We start from the raw sequence: 16,692 nt of genomic DNA, 5'->3' as shown, positions 1-16,692 counted from the left end.
TGTCAACGGTGTTGACATGTACGTTGACACAGCGAACCCGTGAGGCCCCGGCCATGACCACCTCCCTGCCCACCCACCCGCTCGACGCGCTGGCCGACGCCGTGCCGCGGCCGCTGTGGCTCGACCTGCACGATGCCCCGGAGCCGACCCCGACGCTGACGGCGGACACCACGGCGGACCTGGTGATCGTCGGTGGCGGGTACACCGGCCTCTGGGCGGCGCTGCAGGCGAAGGAGGCCGACCCCACGCTCGATGTCGTGCTGCTCGATGCCGACCTGTGCGGTCGGGCGGCCTCCGGTCGCAACGGCGGGTTCTGCGCGTCCAGCCTGACCCACGGCATCACCAACGGGGTGGAGCGCTTCGCCGCCGAGATGCCCGAGCTTGAGGCGCACGGCCTGGCCAACCTGGACGCGATAGAGGCCGCCGTCGCGACCTACGGGATCGACTGCGACTTCCGGCGCTCCGGTGAGCTCGACGTCGCCACCGCGCCGTGGCAGCTCGCCGAGCTGGAGCGCTCGGCGGCGCTGGCGGGGGCGCTCGGCCATGACGTGCGGATGCTCTCGGCCGTGGAGACCCGGGCGCAGGTCGACTCGCCGACCTACCTGGGCGCGCTCGAGATGCCACGCGCGGTCGCGATGCTCGACCCGGTGGGGCTCGCGCACGGGCTGCGCCGCGCCTGCTCGGCGCTCGGCGTCCGCATCCACGAGTGGACGCCCGCGCAGCGGCTCTCCACCGAGCGCGGCACCGTCGTCGTCCACACCCCGTACGGGCGGGTGCGGGCGGCGCGGGCACTGCTCGCCACCAACGCGTTCCCGCCGCTGCTGCGGCGGCTGCGCAACTACGTGTTCCCCGTCTACGACTACGTGCTCGCCACCGAACCGCTCACGCCTGCGCAGCTCGCGTCGATCGGCTGGACCAACCGGCAGGGCATCGGCGACGGGGCCAACCAGTTCCACTACTACCGGCTCACCGCCGACAACAGGATCCTCTGGGGCGGTTACGACGCCGTCTACTACTACGGCGGGCCGGTACGCGCGGAGCTGACCGTGCGACAGGAGACGTTCGGGACGCTGGCACGCCACTTCTTCGCGACGTTCCCGCAGCTCGAGGACGTCCGGTTCAGCCACCGCTGGGGTGGGGTGATCGACGCCTGCAGCCGGTTCTGCCCGTTCGTCGGCACGGCACTCGGCGGGAAGGTCGCCTATGCGGCCGGGTTCACCGGCCTCGGCGTCGGTGCCACCCGGTTCGTCGCGGGCGTCGCGCTCGACAAGCTCTACGGCCGCTACACCGACCGCTCCCGGCTCGCGCTGATGAACACGATGCCGCTGCCCCTGCCGCCCGAGCCGCTGCGCTGGGCGGGCGTGCAGCTGACGCGCTGGTCGCTGCAGCGCGCCGACGCGCAGCAGGGCCGCCGCAACCTCTGGCTGCGCACGCTGGACCGCATGGGCCTGGGCTTCGACTCCTGAGGGCGCTGCCGGCCCGGAACGTTGGTGTCAACGGTGTTGTCATCGCGTTGTGCCACGATGGACGGGTGCAGGATCCCGCGACGGCACCGGCCACCACGCCCGGCACCGCGCTGAGCGCGCACCACATCGTCACCACCGCGCTCGACCTGGCCGAGCGGGAGGGGCCCGCCGCGCTGACCATGCGCAGGCTGGGGCGCGAGATGGGGGTGGACGCCACGGCGTTCTACCGCCACTTCCGGGACAAGGACGAGCTGGTGCTCGCCATCGGCGACCGGATGATCGGCCAGGTGCTCGCCGACCTGCGTGCCGATTCCCCTGCGAACGCCGATCCTGCTGCGAGCGAGGACTGGCGCGACGTCCTGCGCCGCATCGCCGCGGCACTGCTGGGGCAGGTGCACGTCCGGCCCGCGGTGTTCAGCATGGTCTTCGCCCGCACCACCGGGGGCCCCTCGGAGCGGCAGGTCGTCGAGATGATCCTCGCGGCGCTGGCCCCGCTCGGCCTGCCGCCGGAGCGGGTGGTGCTGCTGTACCGGTTGTTCATCGACACGCTGCTGTCGCTGGGCGGGATGTCCGCGACGGTGCGCACGCTCCCACCCGAGATCATCGAGAAGGACGCCAGTGCCTGGTCACGCGTCTATGCCGGGATGCCGCACGCCGACTTCCCCGCCACGCGCGAACACGCGACCGCTCTCGTCGCGGTCACCGACGACAGCATCTACGATGCCGCGGTCGACTCGTTGATCTTCTTCATCGAGAGTCAGGTGCCCACAGACCGGAGATCGTGATGCGTCCCTGGTTCGCCCTCGCCGCGTGTGACGCGGACTTCCTCACCACCGCGCCCCACCGCTACGCCTATCCGATCGACCTGCCGGTGCCGGCCGAGCGCGTCTGGGCCGACCTGGCGAGCGAGACGCCGCTGTCCTGGTGTCGCATGCTCGGTCGCATCACCTGGACCTCGCCGCCGCCGCACGGGATCGGTGCCACGCGCACCGTGCCGGTGGGCGTGTCGGTGCCGTTCGGCGGTCCGGTCGTGCTCAAGGAGCGCTACTTCCGCTGGGACGAGGGGCAGCGGCGCCACAGCTTCGCCGTCGAGCAGGCCAGCGTGCCGGCACTGCACCGCTTCGCCGAGGACTACCTCGTCGAGGAGACGGCTGCCGGTTGCCGGTTGACCTGGACGTTCGCGTTCGAGCCGAAGCCGTGGGCGGGCTCTGCGGTGCGGCTCGCACGCCCGGCCGTCGAGCGCCTGTTCACCTCGTTCGAGCGCGACACCGTGCGCCACTACGACAGCGTGGTCAGCCCCGGTCGGTGAGCTGCCCGTCGATGAGCTGGGCGGCGGCGGTCTCGTGCTGGTAGGCGGTCTCGTGCTGGTAGGCGGTGTAGCGCGCACGCAGCGTGTCGCCCGGCCAGTCGGGCGGCAGCAGCGCGGGCGGCAGTACCGGGTCGGTGAGCAGGTGGCGTACCGCCGCCGCTGCCGCGGTGAACCGCTCCCCGGGGTGCTCGGCCGAGTCGAGGTGGTGCAGCAGCGCGCGTGCCGTGGTGGCCCAGCCCGGCGCGTCCCAGAGCTGCGCCGCCAGCGTCGACGGGTCGTCGTCGGGACGGCCGGTGAACCGGCGCAGCACCGCATCGAGGTGGGACGGCCAGGCGCGGCGGAGGTTGGCCGGGCGCATCCAGATGCCCTCGCGCAGCTCGGCGAGCCGCAGTGCCGCCAGCTGGGTCCGCAGTGCCGCGCGGTCGGCCGGGTCGCGACCCACCGCAGTGATCACCACCAGCTCCCAGTCGCCGTGCCACGCCACCGTCTCCGGGCCCACCGCATCGTCCTGGCGGGCCTGCCGATCGAGCAGTCGCTCGCTGAGCCGGTAGGTGCCGCCGGCGCGGAGCAGGTCACCCGCGGCGACCATCCGGCTCACGGCGACGCGCACCGTGGACTCCGCGACGCCGAACGGCTCCACGGCGCGCACGATCCGGTTCACCGGGAGCTGCGGTGGATGGCTGCCCAGCAGCAGGCTCAGCACGATCGAACGGGCCGTGAGCGGCCGCAGGAGCACGCGATCGTCGGGGCCTGCGGTCATGGCGGAACAGTACCGGCGCTCACCCCTGACATTACAGTCTATGCGCGGTTGTTGAAGAGACGTAATGTCGAAGGCATGGCCTCCATGCTCACGCCCGCACCGCAGCGGTCCGCCACCCACGACGTCACCAACCAGGTGCCGCCGCTCCTGGACTACGACGCGGCCGCCGACGCCGCGCTGCTGGAGGGCCTGCGCCGCGAGGGTGGCGGCTGGGCGGAGGCGGAGCTGCGCCGCATCGGCCGCAAGGCCGGCAGTGCCGAGGCGCAGCAGTGGTCGGAGGAGGCCAACCGGTTCGCACCGGTGCTGCGCACGCACGACCGCTACGGCAACCGCATCGACGAGGTGGAGTTCCACCACAGCTACCACCGGCTGATGGACACCGCGGTGGCCGACGGCGGTGCCGGTTCGGTCTGGGCCGACGACCGGCCGGGCGCGCACGTCGCCTGGGCCGCCACCACCCACGCGTGGAGCCACACCGAGGCCGGGCACGGCTGCCCGGTGATCATGACCTACGCCGTGGTGCCCGCCCTGCGCAACGAGCCCGCACTGGCCGCGATCTACGAGCCGCTGCTCACCAGCCGCATCTACGACCCGGGCCTGCGGGTGCCCACCACCAAGCGCGGGCTGCTGGCCGGCATGGGCATGACCGAGAAGCAGGGCGGCTCCGACGTCCGCACCAACACCACCACGGCCACGCCCACCGGCGAGCCGGGCGCCTACTGCCTGCGCGGCCACAAGTGGTTCACCTCGGCCCCGATGTGCGACGTCTTCCTGGTGCTCGCGCAGGCGCCGGGCGGCCTGTCGTGCTTCCTCGTACCGCGGATCCTGCCCGACGGCACCCGCAACACGTTCCGCATCCAGCGGCTCAAGGACAAGCTCGGCAACCGCAGCAACGCCTCGTCCGAGCCCGAGTTCGACGACACGGTCGGCTGGCTCGTCGGGCCGGAGGGCCGCGGCGTGCGGGTGATCATCGAGATGGTGGCCAGCACCCGGCTCGCCGTGGCCGTCGGGTCGGCCGCGCTCATGCGCAAGGCGCTGGTCGAGGCCGCCCACCACGTGCGGCACCGCAGCGCGTTCGGCGGGCTGCTCATCGACAAGCCGCTGATGCGCAACGTCCTGTCCGACCTGGCGCTGGAGTCCGAGGCCGCCACGACGCTGGCCATGCGCCTGGCCGGCAGTGCCGACCGGGCGCTGCACGGCGACGACGGCGAGCGCGCCTTCCGGCGGATCGGTGTCGCGATCGGCAAGTACTGGGTGTCCAAGCGGGCTCCGGGCTTCACCGCGGAGGCGCTGGAGTGCCTGGGCGGCAACGGTTACGTCGAGGACTCCGGGATGCCACGGCTCTACCGGGAGGCGCCGCTGAACTCGATCTGGGAGGGCTCCGGCAACGTCAACGCCCTGGACGTGCTGCGCGCGCTGGGCCGCGAGCCCGAGACCGCGCAGGCGCTGCTGGCCGAGCTGGCGCTCACCCGCGGCGCCGACCGCCATCTCGACGCGGCGACCGACCGGCTCGGCCGCGAGCTCGCCGACACCGACGGCATCGAGGGTCGTGCGCGGCGGCTCGTCGAGCTGATGGCGCTGACGCTGCAGGGATCGCTGCTGGTGCGCCACTCCCCGGCAGCGGTCGCCGACGCGTTCTGCGCCACCCGGCTCGGCGGCGACTGGGGCCACGCCTACGGCACGCTCCCGGCCGCGGCCGACACCGGCGCGATCCTGGATCGGGCGCTGTCGGGCCTGCCTGCCTGAGAACTGGCCGCCTGACGGGCGGGTCAGCCGATCTGGACCGACCGCTTCGCCAGCCCGTGCCAGAAGCCGTCGATGACGGTGCGCTGGGTGTCGAGCTCGTCGGCGCCGGCGCCGAGCGTGACGAACAGCGGCGCGAAGTGCTCGGTGTACGGGTGGGCGGCGTGCGCGGCCGGGGCCCGGTGCTCGAAGTCGAGCAGCGCATCGATGTCGCCGTCGTCGAGCGCGTGGTGGCCCCAGTCGTCGAACTCCCGCGACCAGGCGGCCGGGGCGCCTGCGGGGTCGCCGACCATGCCGCGCAGGTTGTGGGTGAAGAAGCCGCTCCCGACGATCAGCACGCCCTCGTCGCGCAGCGGGGCGAGCTTGCGCCCGATCTCCAGCAGCGCCGTGGGGTCGAGCGTCGGCATCGACATCTGCAGCACGGGCACGTCGGCCTCGGGGAACATCTCCACGAGCGGGACGTAGGCGCCGTGGTCGAGGCCGCGCGCCGGGGCGTCGTGCACGGGGGTGGCGGCGGAGTGCACGAGCCCGCGCACGCGCGCGGCGAGGTCGGGGGCACCCGGCGCGCGGTACCGGACCTCGTAGTAGTGCTGGGGGAAGCCGCCGAAGTCGTAGACGAGCGGCACGGTGGTGGTGGCGCCGAGCGTCAGCGGCGCCTCCTCCCAGTGCGCCGACACCATGAGGATCGCGCGGGGGCGGGGCAGGTCCTTCGACCAGGCGGCCAGCTGCCCCGTCCAGATCGGATCGTCGGCCAGTGGTGGGGCACCGTGGCTGAGGTACAGGACCGGGGTGCGAGGCTCGCTCACGCCATCCTCCAAAGTTGAACTCTCAACTAGGGTACACCCTGGACCCGGGCTACCCTGCCTGGCGTGAACGTCGTCTTCGTCGAGCCGTCCTTCCCTCCGACGCAGAAGCAGTTCGTGCGCGCCCTCGCCGAGGCGGGGGCCACGGTGATCGGGGTGGGGGAGCGGCCTGCCGACCGGCTCGACGACGACGTGCGCGGCCGGCTGTCGGAGTACCACCAGGTGGCCACCGTCGTCGACGCCGGGATCATGACCGATGTGGTGCGCTACATCCAGGACACGGTCTGGGTCGACCGGCTCGAGGCCACCATCGAGTCGCACACCATGGCCGCCGCCTACACCCGCGAGGCCTGCACGATCCCGGGCACCTCGGTGCGCACGGCCTGGCTGTGTCGCGACAAGCCGTCGATGAAGGAGGCGCTGCGCGCGGCCGGCGTGCCGACGGCCGCGTCCACCGCCGCCGACAACCCCGAGCAGGTGCACGCGTTCGCCGCTGCCGCCGGCTACCCGCTGATCCTCAAGCCGCGCGACGGCGCCGGTGCGCTCGACACCACCCGCGTCGACGGCCCGGACCAGCTGGCGGCCGCATTGCAGCAGTTCGGTGACCGGGGCGCGCGCTCGATCGCCGTGGAGGAGTTCGTGGAGGGCCACGAGGGCTTCTACGACACGCTGTCGGTCGACGGCGAGGTCCGGATGGACTTCGTCTCGCACTACTTCCCGACGGTGCTCGAGGCCATGCGCGAGCGGTGGATCTCCCCGCAGTTCATCTCCACCAACCGGGTCGACAGCGAGCCCGACTACCAGCAGCTGCGCGAGATGGGTGCGCGCGTCAACGCCGCGCTCGGCATCGGCACGAGCGCCACCCACATGGAGTGGTTCTTCGGGCCCAAGGGCCTGCGGTTCTCCGAGATCGGGGCCCGCCCGCCCGGCGTCGGCGCGTGGGACCTCTACGCGGTGGGCAACGACATGGACATCTACCGCGAGTGGGCCAACACGATCATCGAAGCGCACACCGACGCGCGGCCCTCGCGCCGGCTGGCGTCCGGGCTGATCGCGCTGCGCCCCGAGCAGGACGGGCAGATCAGCGGCTACTCCGGCGTCGAGGAGATCCAGGCGCGCTCGGGGGAGTGGGTGATCGACGCGCACCTGCCCCCGCCCGGCACGCCGACGCAGCCGGTGGCGGCCGGCTTCATGGCCAACGCCTACGTCCGGATGCAGCACCCCGACTACGACGTGCTGCACGAGATGCTCGACGACGTCGGCCGAACGGTGCACGTGCACGCCCGATGACCCGACTCGTACTGCTGGGCCCGCAACGGCGCCCGACACTCGGCCACGTCGTCGAGACCCTGGAGCTGGCGGGACCCGTCGTCACGGTGACGGCGGGCTGGCAGGAGCGCGAACCCGACGACGCCGAGCTCACGGGGCTGCTCGGCGGGACCAGCACCAACCTCGCCCTGCACGCGCGCTGGCTCGACGTGCTGGAGCGCGACCCCGACTTCGCCGTGGCCGAGCGCAGCCACCGCGCCGCGCTCGCGCAGCTGCAGGAGCTCTACCTGCTGCAGCTCGACGGCGCGCTGCGGGCGTTGGCGGAGATCGACGCGCACGGCGGGCCCGATCCGGTGCGCGCGCTGGTGCGCGCCGACGCCGCTGCGGCCGTCCGGGACATCGACGAGCGGCACCTCACGCGCGTGGCGTTGGCGCGGGCCGACTTCGGTGAGGCCTGGCCCCCCGCCGGGCGGGAGGCGATCGCGGAGCACCGCGCGCAGGTCGCGGGCGTGCTCGACGGCGCGGCGGCGCTGGCCGTGGCGGGTGGGCACGTGGGGGTGCTGCTGCACCTGCTGCGGCTGTTCGCGGTGGGTCCGCGCGTGCCGGGCACGGTGATCGCGTGGTCGGCCGGGGCGATGGCGCTGACCGATCGCGTGCTGCTGTTCCACGACCGCGCCCCGCACGGGCCGACGCACCCGGAGTTCCTCGACGCCGGGCTCGGTGTCCTCCCCGGCTGCGTGCTGCTGCCCCATGCCCGGCGCCGGTTGCAGACCGACGACCACGCGCGGCTCGCGGTGCTCGCGAGCCGCACCGCCCCGGCGCGGCTCGTCGTGCTCGACGACGGTGTGCGCGTCGACCTCGGAGCGGGCGGGGCGCTCCCGGCGGGCGCGCGGGTCGTCGCGGCCGACGGTCGGATCGAGGAGCTCGTCTCGTGACCACCTCCCGGCAGCTCGCCATCAACCGGCTGCGCGCCGCCGGCCCGGACGCTGCGGCCGTCGACGCGTTCCTCGACGCGCACCCGGCGCCGATCGTCGAGGAGCGCCGGTGCACGTTCCTCCACCGCGGCGACGCCGACGAGGTGCACGTGGTGCAGCGCATCGTCGGGTTGCCCGAGAAGCTGCCGCTGCGCCGCATCCACGGCACCGACCTGTGGTTCCTGGTGCTGGAGCTGCCCGAGCGCTCGCGGATCAACTACCAGATCGAGGTGCGCCGCGGCGAGCACTACGAGCGCGGCAACGACACGCTGAACCCGCACCTGTCCTACAGCCCGATGGGCAGCTCGTCGGTGTGCTTCGCGCAGGGCTACCTCACGCCGGACGAGACGGTCTTCGATCCGGACGCGCGCCCGGGCGAGCTGGTGGAGCTGACGATCCCGAGCCGCGCGCTGCGCCGCGACGCGCGGGTCACGGTGTACCTGCCGGCGCGCTTTCGGCGCAGCACGTCCTACCCGCTGCTGGTGGTGCACGACGGCGGTGACTTCCTGCAGTACGCGGCGGCGAAGACGGTGCTCGACAACCTCATCCACCGCCTCGACGTCGCCGACGTGGTGGTGGCGTTCAGCTACCCCGGCGACCGGCTCGTCGAGTACGCCAACTCGGCGGCGCACGCCCGGTTCGTCACGTCCGAGCTGTTGGGGGCGCTGGAGGACAGGCTGCCGCTGCTGGCACAGCGCTCCGGGAGGTGCCTGCTGGGCTCCAGCTTCGGTGCCGTCGCGTCGCTCACCACGGCCTACCGGTCACCGGAGACCTACGGCGCCCTCGCGCTCATGTCGGGCTCGTTCGTGTTCACCGACATCCCGTCCGACCACGGCGGCGGCCCGGCGTTCGACCCCGTCGTCAAGTTCGTCAACCGCTACCGGGAGCGGCCGCGGCGGGTCGCCGACCGGCTGTTCGTCAGCTGCGGGGTGTACGAGCCGCTGATCGTGCCGAACCGGTCGATGGTGCCGACGTTCGAGTCGACGGGCATGTCCGTGCGATTCGTCGAGACGCGTGACGGGCACAACTGGGAGAACTGGCGCGACACCCTGCGTGACGCGCTGTCGTGGATCTACCCGGGACCGCAGAAACTCATCTACGAGTAGGACGTGCCTCAGCCCCGCAGCACCGCGCCCAGGCCGCCGCGCTCGACGCCGAGCTTGCGGCAGACCCGGTAGACGTGGCCCTCCACGGTGCGCACCGAGACGGCGAGCCGCCCGGCGATCTCCCGGTTGGTCAGCCCCGCCGCCGCGAGCGTGCCGACCTCACGCTCGCGTTCCGAGAGCGGCAACGGGATCAGCGCGGCGATGATCGCCGGGGTGGTGCCGCCCTCGCAGGCCGCGACCAGGCGCTGCACGCGGGTGACCGCCGCGGCGGCCGATCCGCGGCGGTCGTGGCGCACGTGCACGGCGACGGCCTGGGCTGCGGCGTCCGCGGCCGGCAGCAGCGCGTCGATCCGTTCGAGCTCCTCCGACGCGGCCAGCAGGCCGTCGGCGTCGTCGGCGGCCCACGCGGCGGCGTGCCGGGCGGCTGCGGCGGCGCGCGGCCCGTCGACCTGCGCGGCGAGTTCCCGCAGGCGCGGGGCCGCGGTCCGGTCGCCGAAGCGGACCGCCTCGTGCAGGGCGATCACCTCGTCGTAGGGCTGGCGACGGTGCGCCGCGAGCGCGGCCGCGCCCCGAGCGCCACGGGCGGCCACGGTGACCGCGCCGTCGGCGGCGTCGACCCAGGCCGCCGCCAGTGCCGCGGCCGGGTCGAACGCGGTGAACGCCGACGGCGGCGCGGCGTGCATCTCGGCCAGCGCGGCGCGCGACCCGGGATCGGCGGCCAGCGCCAGTGCCTGCACGAGGTCGATGAGGCAGACCCGGCCCCATCCGCCCGCGTCGCCGCGGCCCGCCATCCCGGCATGGGCCTCCCGGATGCGGCGCAGGGCGGTGCCGACCCGGCCGCGCGACAGCTCGACGTGCCCGACAGCCAGGCTGACGGATGCCGCGGCCATCGGTTCCCCGGCGGGGCCGAGCAGCCCGAGTGCGGCGAGCTCGGCGGCCCGGGTGAGCTCCCCGGACAGCTGCAGGCCGAGGAGGAACCACGCCGTGATCGGGGTCATGAGCCACGCGTGGTTGCCCGAACGCCCCGCGGCCTCGACGCCGCGGGCGGCGAGCGGCCCGGCGGCTTCGGCGTGGCCGCCCAGCACGTGGATGACCACCAGGCCGTAGCAGAGATGGGTGACGGCGGTGGCGGACAGGCCGGGCTCGGCGAGCAGCGCGTTCCCGAGCTCGAGAGCGGCGTCGCGGTCGCCGTGGATCGCCGCCACCGCGACGCGCACCGCCGCCAGCTCGTGGCGCAGCAGCGGGTCGGCGACGGTGTCGTGCGCCGCGGTGAGCACGGCCAGCGCGTCGGCGGGGCGGTTGACCATGAAGGCGAGGTGGCCGATGTGGGGCACCGCCGCCCGCACCCGCTCCTCGTCGGTGCGGGCGGCCGCGGCGACGTCGATGAACTCGGCGTCGGGGTCGACGTCGAGCACGAGCCCCACCCGGACCGTTGCCAGCGTCAGCTTCGGTTCGAAGCCGCCACCTGCGGCGATGGCGGCCTTCGCGAGCTGCTGGGCCAGCGCGATGTCGGCCAGGCCGGCGGCGGCCCGTGCCGCGTCGGAGAACAGCTCGGGGTCGGCGGGCAGGTCGGAGTCGATGCTCAGCACGGCCAGCCGCAGCAGGTCCGCGGTGCGGTCGCGGCCCGTGCCGCGCAGCTCCCGCGCGAGCCGCCCGCGCAGCCGCCGGGCCCGCAGCTGACCGCAGTCAGCGCGCCGCACCTCGCTGTAGAGCGGATGTGCCAGCCGGGCCTGCAGCAGGCCGCCCTCGCGCGTGACGTCGACGATCCGGCGGCTCTGCGCGCGTTCGACCGCGCCGGGCTCGGTGAGCCGCGCCAACGCGGCGACCTCGACGGGTTCGGCCAGCGCGAGCAGGTCGAGCACGTCGTGCTCGGCTCCCGACAGCGAGCCGATCCGGTCGCGGACGATCTCCGTGAGGCCCGGGCTGAGCTGCGGGTCACCGTGCCAGCGCCACACCCCGCCGGTGGGACGCAGCCGCCCGGCGTCGCGCTCCCCGTCGACGAGGTGGCGCAGGTAGAGCGGGTTGCCGCCGGTGATGCGCCACAGGCTCCGGGCGGCGGTGCTCTCCAACGGTCCGCCGAGCACCGCCTCGAGCAGGTTCACGGTCTCGGTTGCCGAGAGCGGTTGCAGCTCCAGCCGCGGCAGGTGCCCGTCGCGCCACAGCGCGCTAACGGCGTCGGGCGTCGGTTCGCCGGAGCGCACCGTCATCACGACCGTGGTGGACGTGTCGAGCACCAGCTGGTGCACGACGGCGGCGGACAGGTCGTCGAGCAGGTGCCCGTCGTCGATCGCGAGAACCACCTGGGAGGCGCCGATGCCCGCGCGCACCGCGGCCGTGGCGACGCGCAGCACGTCCACGGAGCCGTGGACGGGCAGCGGCCCGACGAGCGGTGCGAACACCCCCAGCGGCATCTCCCGCGACGACGCGGTGGCCGCAACCCAGTGGATCTTCCCGCCGCGCCGCCGCGCGACGGCCACCGCCTCGCGGGCCAGGCGCGTCTTGCCGACCCCGGCCGCACCGGCGAGCAGCACGCCGCGGTGGCGCCGTTGCGGACCGCCGATGAGCCGCAGCTCCTCGGCCCGTCCGACCAATGGCCACAGCCCAGGCACTGCGGCAGCGTACGGGGATCGGCCGCCGCCGGAACCCGCCGTTTCGGTAGGTGTGCCCGATCACACTGCCCGCAGCGCGCTCGCCGCCTGCCCCCTACTGCCAGGTGTGCACCGGCTCGTTGGTGTGCATGTTCTCGACGTAGCGATCGAGCATCCGGTGCAGCGCCGACATGCGATCGAGCCCGCTCGCCTCGAACGCCTGCGCCGTGGCCACCTGCCACGCCGCACCGTTGACCCCGGTGATGCAGCGCTGCTCGATGATCCCGAGCAGGCGGTCGCGGACGTCGGCGTCGACACCCCACCCGTCAAGGCCCTCGGCGGCCATCGGCAGCAGCCTGCGCAGCACCAGCTCGCCCGCGGGCACCGGGCCCAGTCCCGGCCAGTACAGGGTGGCGTCGAGGCCGTAGCGGGCGCCGGCGTGGAAGTTCTCCTCCGCGGCCGAGAACGACATCTGCGTCCACACCGGGCGCTCCTGCGCGGCGAGCGTGCGCACCAGCCCGTAGTAGAACGCGGCGTTGGCCATGGCGTCGACGACGGTGGGCCCGGCTGGCAGCACCCGGTTCTCGACGCGCAGGTGCGGGGTGCCGTCGACGACGGCGTAGATCGGCCGGTTCCAGCGGTAGACGGTGCCGTTGTGCAGCGCCAGCTCGTCGAGCCGGGGCACCTCGCCGCGGGCGAGCAGCTCCATCGGGTCGTCGTCCTCGACGATCGGCAGGAGCGCGGGGAAGTAGCGGGCGTTCTCCTCGAACAGGTCGAACACCGAGGTGATCCAGCGTTCGCCGAACCACACCCGCGGCCGGACGCCCTGCTCCTTGAGCTCCTGCGGGCGGGTGTCGGTGACCTGCTCGTAGAGCGGGATGCGGGTCTCGCGCCACAGCTGCATGCCGAACAGGAACGGCGAGTTGGCGCCCAACGCGAGCTGCACGCCTGCGATCGCCTGCGCGGAGTTCCAGTACTGCCCGAACTGGTCCGGGCTCACCTGCAGGTGCAGCTGGACGCTGGTGCACGCCGACTCGGGCGTGATCGAGTCGGTGTAGGTGGACAGGTGCTCGACACCGTGGATGTTGAGCTGCATGTCCTCGCCCCTGGCGGCGAAGATCTGGTCGTTGAGCAGCGCGTAGCGGGGGCTCGCGCTCAACGCGTCGATCTTGACGTGGCGCGGCATCAGTGTCGGCAGCATGCCGGTCATCACCAGCCGGCCGTTCTCGTCGCGGGCCTTGTGGTCGGCCGCGTTGAGGCTCGTGCGCACGGCGTCCTCGAACTCGGCCAGCCCGCGACCGCCGATCTCGCGCGGCGCCACGTTGATCTCGATGTTGAACCGGCCCATCTCGGTCTGGAAGTCGGGGTCGGCGAGGCTGTCGAGCACCTGCGCGTTGACGTTGGCCGGCTCGCCGGTGCCGTCGACGATGTTGAGCTCGATCTCGAGCCCGGTGAGCGGGCGCTCGAAGTCGAACTTCTGCTCGCGCAGCATCTGCGTGAGCGCGTCGAGGCAGCTGCGCATCCGATCACGGAACCGGCGCCGGTCCTCGCGGGTGAAGACCATGTGCTCGACTTCGCGACCCATGCCGTCTGCCTTCCCGCCGCTGAACGCGCCCGCTGCACCACACGCTCGGTTCCGGAATCGATCCCGATCACCCGAACGTGGCCCCGGACCTGCACATCGTCACCCGGGAGGCAGCGCGGCGTCCAGCCCGGTCAGTGCCCGGCGTGCCCCGGACCTGAATCGATCCGCGCCGCGGCGGTACCGGCGGGGGCGATGTGGACGCGGCCGTGGGAGTCACGGCAGTGCGAGGACTGGTCGGCCCGTGCCGTGGCGGTGTCGGCGTGGTCGACCTGCAGCGTGGTGTGGTCGAGGTGGTGGCGTTCGCGCAGTACCGTCTCGATCGCGACCTGCGCCTGGTGGCAGTCGGCTCCCGGGTGCACGAGCACGTGCGCCGAGAGCGCCGGCTGCCCGGAGGTGATCTCCCAGATGTGCAGGTCGTGCACCTCGGCGACGTCCGCGATCGCGACGAGCTCCTGCCCGATGGCATCCGGATCGAGCGCGGCGGGTGCGGCCTCGAGGAAGATCCGGCCCGAGTCGCGCACGAGGCCCCACCCGGCCTTCGCCATGAGTGCGGCGACGATGAGAGCGGCGATGGCGTCGGCGCGGGCCCAGCCGGTGAGCAGCACCACGGCGCCGGCGACGGCGGTGGCGATGAACGCGTAGAGATCGTTGAGCACGTGCTGGAACGCGCCCTCGACGTTGAGGCTCGACCGGTTGGCGCGCGACAGCGCCCAACTGGCGGCGACGTTGACGACGATCCCCGCCAGCGCCGTGACCAGCACCAGCCCGCCCTCGACCGCGGGGGGATCGATGAGCCGCCGAATGCCCTCCACCACGAAGAACACGGTGAGCAGCAGCAGCGTGATGCCGTTGGCCTGCGCCGAGAGGATCTCGGCGCGCTTGAGGCCGAAGGTGAACTTGCCCTTCGCGGGCCGCGCCGCCAGCTTGATCGCCACGAGCGCCAGCACGATGGCCGCCGCGTCGGTGAGCATGTGGCCCGCGTCGGAGATCAGCGCCAGCGATCCGGCGATGATGCCGACGACCACCTCGGCGAGCATGAACGTGACGATCAGGCCCAGCGCGATGCCGAGCCACTTGCGATCGGCGTCGGAGCTGACGCCGTGGCCGTGGCCGCCATGACCGTGCCCACCGTCCCCGTGCCCACCGTCCCCGTGCTCCGGCTCACTGCTCATGATCGTCTCTCCCCGGCGGTTGCTTCGTACTCGAAGAACCATATTGCGATATGCGCATGTGTGCAATCGAATGGTGACGACGGGCTCATCCGACCGGGCCCATGCCCTCCGCGATCGAGGCGAACTCGCTGATCAGCACGTCATGGCGCGAAGCGTCCCAGCCGAGGCCGACCTGGTTGGGGGCGATGTCGCGGACCGGGACGTGCACGACGTCGGTGCGGACGTAGGCCGTGGCCGCCGACAGCGGCAGCACCGCGACACCGTGACCCGCGGCCACGTGCTCGAGCTTCTCCTCGACAGCGGTGAACACCGGCAACGCGACCGGGGTGCCGGTCCGCAGCTCGGTCGCGAGGTCGCGCCACTCCGGCACCGAGTCGGCGGCCTGCAGCAGGTGCTCGTCGGCCAGGTCGGCGACGCCGATGTGCTCCTTGCCGGCGAGCCGGTGGGTGGCGGGCAGCATCGCCACCCGCGGTTCCTCCCACAACGGGCGGATCTGCAGGCCGCGGGTATCGACGGGCAGGCGCAGGAACGCGACGTCGACGCGGCCGTCGCGGATCATCTCGACCTGGTCGTCGCTGCTGAGCCGCACGACATCGACGGTGAGCCGGGGATGGCGCTCGGCGAGCGCCCGCAGCACACCGGCCACCGCGACGCCGGGCATGAACCCGATGGTGAACCTGTCCTGCCCGCGCGCGGCCTGGGCCACCCGACGGCGCAGCGCCTGAGCCGCGTCCAGCAGTGGGCGGGCGTCGGTGAGCAGCCGGTCGCCTGCCGCGGTGAGCTCGGTGCCGCGCTTGTCGCGGACGAACAACCCGACCCCCAGCTCGCGCTCCAGTGCCCGGATCTGGCGCGACAGCACCGGTTGCGCGATGTGCAGCCGCTCGGCGGCCCGGCCGAAGTGCAGCAGCTCCGCCACCGCGACGAAGTAGCGCAGCTTGCGCAGGTCGACATCCATCGGCTGCCACCCTTCCCGTGATACCTCCAGGGTATGACAGGCGCGGCAAAGGGTCTTGGACGGCGCCCCCGCCGCGGCCGCATCGTGGAGGGCGTCAGCGGTTCACGAGCAGAACGCGAAGAGGGAACGACATGGATCTCCACGGACAACGGGTGGTCGTGCTGGGCGGCACGTCCGGCATCGGGCTGGCCACCGCATCGGCCGCCGCCGGAGCCGGGGCGGCGGTGGTCGTCGGGTCGAGCAGGCGCTCCAGCGTCGACAAGGCGCTGGCGGAGCTGCCGGCCGGCGCGGAGGGCCGGGTGGTGGACCTCACCGACCCGGCCGGGCTGCGCGACCTGTTCGCCGGGCTGGGCCCGATCGACCACCTCGTCCACACCGCGGGCGAGTCGCTGGCACTGACCCCGCTCGACACGCTCGACATGGCCGTGGCCCGCGGGTTCTTCACCGTCCGGTACTTCGGCGCACTCGCGGCGGCCCAGGCCGCGGCGCCGACACTGCGACCGGGCGGATCGATCACCCTGACGACCGGCGCGGCGAAGGACCGACCGCTCGCCGGCTGGTCGGTGGCGGCCAGTGTCTGCGGTGCTGTCGAGGCCCTGACGAAGGCGCTCGCCGTGGAGCTGGCGCCGCTGCGGGTCAACGCCGTGTCGCCGGGCGTGATCCGCTCGCCGCTGTGGGACGGGATGGCCGAGGCCGACCGCACGCAGATGTACGCGGCGGTGGCGGCGACGCTGCCGGTCGGCCGGGTCGGCGAGGTGCGCGACGTCGCGCAGGCCTACCTGTACCTGATGACCCAACCGCACTCCAGCGGCGTGGTCCTCACCCTCGACGGCGGTGGCGTGCTCGTCTGACCGCGGGTACGGCGGAACGCGCCGTGGGTTCCGGGCCCGCCGCACCCGCCACGTACCGTGACCCCGGGCCGCCGCCAGGGCGTCCCGGCGAGCGAAGGCGGTAGCGGTGAG

The 16,692-nt window shown here is 73.3% G+C and carries 14 protein-coding genes; 8 read left to right on the top strand and 6 right to left on the bottom strand.

Features of this window, described 5'->3' with window-relative positions; all coding sequences use genetic code 11:
• Window positions 1-53: 53 nt before the first annotated feature.
• The 3 genes from ACFPFQ_RS17235 to ACFPFQ_RS17225 all read left to right on the top strand — a co-directional run bounded on the left by ACFPFQ_RS17235 (window position 54) and on the right by ACFPFQ_RS17225 (window position 2,775).
• Complete coding sequence (locus tag ACFPFQ_RS17235; RefSeq protein ID WP_379619896.1) at window positions 54-1,466, top strand: NAD(P)/FAD-dependent oxidoreductase; 1,413 nt, start codon at window positions 54-56, stop codon at window positions 1,464-1,466.
• Between the two features lie 65 nt (window positions 1,467-1,531).
• Entirely contained in the window at window positions 1,532-2,251 is a 720-nt protein-coding gene (locus ACFPFQ_RS17230) for a TetR/AcrR family transcriptional regulator (RefSeq protein ID WP_379619894.1), read from the top strand.
• On the top strand, window positions 2,251-2,775 hold the full coding sequence (locus tag ACFPFQ_RS17225) for an SRPBCC family protein (RefSeq protein ID WP_379619892.1): 525 nt from the start codon (window positions 2,251-2,253) through the stop codon (window positions 2,773-2,775). The genes ACFPFQ_RS17230 and ACFPFQ_RS17225 overlap by 1 nt, the downstream gene beginning before the upstream one ends.
• Here the strand turns inward: ACFPFQ_RS17225 and ACFPFQ_RS17220 are convergent.
• Complete coding sequence (locus ACFPFQ_RS17220) at window positions 2,759-3,535, bottom strand: PaaX family transcriptional regulator C-terminal domain-containing protein (RefSeq protein WP_379619890.1); 777 nt, start codon at window positions 3,533-3,535, stop codon at window positions 2,759-2,761. The genes ACFPFQ_RS17225 and ACFPFQ_RS17220 overlap by 17 nt on opposite strands.
• 75 nt (window positions 3,536-3,610) lie before the next feature.
• On the opposite strand from ACFPFQ_RS17220, the gene ACFPFQ_RS17215 reads away from it, so the two are divergent.
• Window positions 3,611-5,281: an acyl-CoA dehydrogenase family protein gene (locus tag ACFPFQ_RS17215; protein WP_379619888.1), complete on the top strand. Its 1,671-nt coding sequence runs from the start codon at window positions 3,611-3,613 to the stop codon at window positions 5,279-5,281.
• A 23-nt stretch (window positions 5,282-5,304) separates the two neighbouring features.
• Here the strand turns inward: ACFPFQ_RS17215 and ACFPFQ_RS17210 are convergent, their stop codons facing one another.
• The gene (locus ACFPFQ_RS17210) at window positions 5,305-6,084 is read right to left on the bottom strand and encodes a dioxygenase (protein WP_379619886.1); all 780 of its coding nucleotides are present in this window, start codon (window positions 6,082-6,084) and stop codon (window positions 5,305-5,307) included.
• Window positions 6,085-6,147: 63 nt separating this feature from the next.
• Here ACFPFQ_RS17210 and ACFPFQ_RS17205 point away from each other — a divergent pair, with 63 nt between their 5' ends.
• Genes ACFPFQ_RS17205 through ACFPFQ_RS17195 form a run of 3 tightly spaced genes read left to right on the top strand, consistent with a single transcriptional unit; the run spans window position 6,148 to window position 9,430 of the window.
• Complete coding sequence (locus ACFPFQ_RS17205; protein ID WP_379619884.1) at window positions 6,148-7,371, top strand: ATP-grasp domain-containing protein; 1,224 nt, start codon at window positions 6,148-6,150, stop codon at window positions 7,369-7,371.
• Window positions 7,368-8,285 (top strand): hypothetical protein, encoded by a 918-nt coding sequence (locus ACFPFQ_RS17200; RefSeq protein WP_379619882.1) that lies wholly within the window; start codon window positions 7,368-7,370, stop codon window positions 8,283-8,285. Before ACFPFQ_RS17205 ends, ACFPFQ_RS17200 begins: the two co-directional genes overlap by 4 nt.
• Complete coding sequence (locus ACFPFQ_RS17195; protein WP_379619880.1) at window positions 8,282-9,430, top strand: alpha/beta hydrolase-fold protein; 1,149 nt, start codon at window positions 8,282-8,284, stop codon at window positions 9,428-9,430. Before ACFPFQ_RS17200 ends, ACFPFQ_RS17195 begins: the two co-directional genes overlap by 4 nt.
• Window positions 9,431-9,438: 8 nt before the next feature.
• Here the strand turns inward: ACFPFQ_RS17195 and ACFPFQ_RS17190 are convergent, their stop codons facing one another.
• From ACFPFQ_RS17190 to ACFPFQ_RS17175, 4 genes are all read right to left on the bottom strand, one after another.
• Complete coding sequence (locus tag ACFPFQ_RS17190) at window positions 9,439-12,039, bottom strand: LuxR C-terminal-related transcriptional regulator (protein WP_379619878.1); 2,601 nt, start codon at window positions 12,037-12,039, stop codon at window positions 9,439-9,441.
• Between the two features lie 94 nt (window positions 12,040-12,133).
• Window positions 12,134-13,603: a glutamate--cysteine ligase gene (locus ACFPFQ_RS17185; protein WP_379619876.1), complete on the bottom strand. Its 1,470-nt coding sequence runs from the start codon at window positions 13,601-13,603 to the stop codon at window positions 12,134-12,136.
• Window positions 13,604-13,734: 131 nt separating this feature from the next.
• Complete coding sequence (locus tag ACFPFQ_RS17180; protein ID WP_379619874.1) at window positions 13,735-14,775, bottom strand: cation diffusion facilitator family transporter; 1,041 nt, start codon at window positions 14,773-14,775, stop codon at window positions 13,735-13,737.
• An 85-nt stretch (window positions 14,776-14,860) separates the two neighbouring features.
• Window positions 14,861-15,730 carry a LysR family transcriptional regulator gene (locus tag ACFPFQ_RS17175; RefSeq protein ID WP_379619872.1) on the bottom strand — a complete coding sequence of 290 codons (870 nt, stop codon included), beginning with the start codon at window positions 15,728-15,730 and terminating at the stop codon, window positions 14,861-14,863.
• A 131-nt stretch (window positions 15,731-15,861) separates the two neighbouring features.
• Between ACFPFQ_RS17175 and ACFPFQ_RS17170 the strand changes: the two genes are divergently transcribed.
• A complete protein-coding gene (locus ACFPFQ_RS17170) occupies window positions 15,862-16,581 on the top strand; it encodes an SDR family oxidoreductase (protein WP_379619871.1) in 720 nt (239 codons plus the stop codon).
• Window positions 16,582-16,692: the final 111 nt, after the last annotated feature.

This window comes from Pseudonocardia sp. GCM10023141 (assembly GCF_042653605.1).
Note: the sequence above shows the minus strand (reverse complement) of the source record. Positions and strands in the feature narration are given on the sequence as shown.

What these genes read in the sequence shown, in the direction of transcription:
- ACFPFQ_RS17235 (WP_379619896.1), top strand. Translation starts at nt 54, where the DNA reads ATGACCACCTCCCTGCCCACCCACCCGCTCGACGCGCTGGCCGACGCC.
- ACFPFQ_RS17225 (WP_379619892.1), top strand. Translation starts at nt 2,251, where the DNA reads ATGCGTCCCTGGTTCGCCCTCGCCGCGTGTGACGCGGACTTCCTCACC.
- ACFPFQ_RS17220 (WP_379619890.1), bottom strand. Translation starts at nt 3,535, where the DNA reads ATGACCGCAGGCCCCGACGATCGCGTGCTCCTGCGGCCGCTCACGGCC.
- ACFPFQ_RS17215 (WP_379619888.1), top strand. Translation starts at nt 3,611, where the DNA reads ATGGCCTCCATGCTCACGCCCGCACCGCAGCGGTCCGCCACCCACGAC.
- ACFPFQ_RS17200 (WP_379619882.1), top strand. Translation starts at nt 7,368, where the DNA reads ATGACCCGACTCGTACTGCTGGGCCCGCAACGGCGCCCGACACTCGGC.
- ACFPFQ_RS17185 (WP_379619876.1), bottom strand. Translation starts at nt 13,603, where the DNA reads ATGGGTCGCGAAGTCGAGCACATGGTCTTCACCCGCGAGGACCGGCGC.
- ACFPFQ_RS17180 (WP_379619874.1), bottom strand. Translation starts at nt 14,775, where the DNA reads ATGAGCAGTGAGCCGGAGCACGGGGACGGTGGGCACGGGGACGGTGGG.
- ACFPFQ_RS17175 (WP_379619872.1), bottom strand. Translation starts at nt 15,730, where the DNA reads ATGGATGTCGACCTGCGCAAGCTGCGCTACTTCGTCGCGGTGGCGGAG.
- ACFPFQ_RS17170 (WP_379619871.1), top strand. Translation starts at nt 15,862, where the DNA reads ATGGATCTCCACGGACAACGGGTGGTCGTGCTGGGCGGCACGTCCGGC.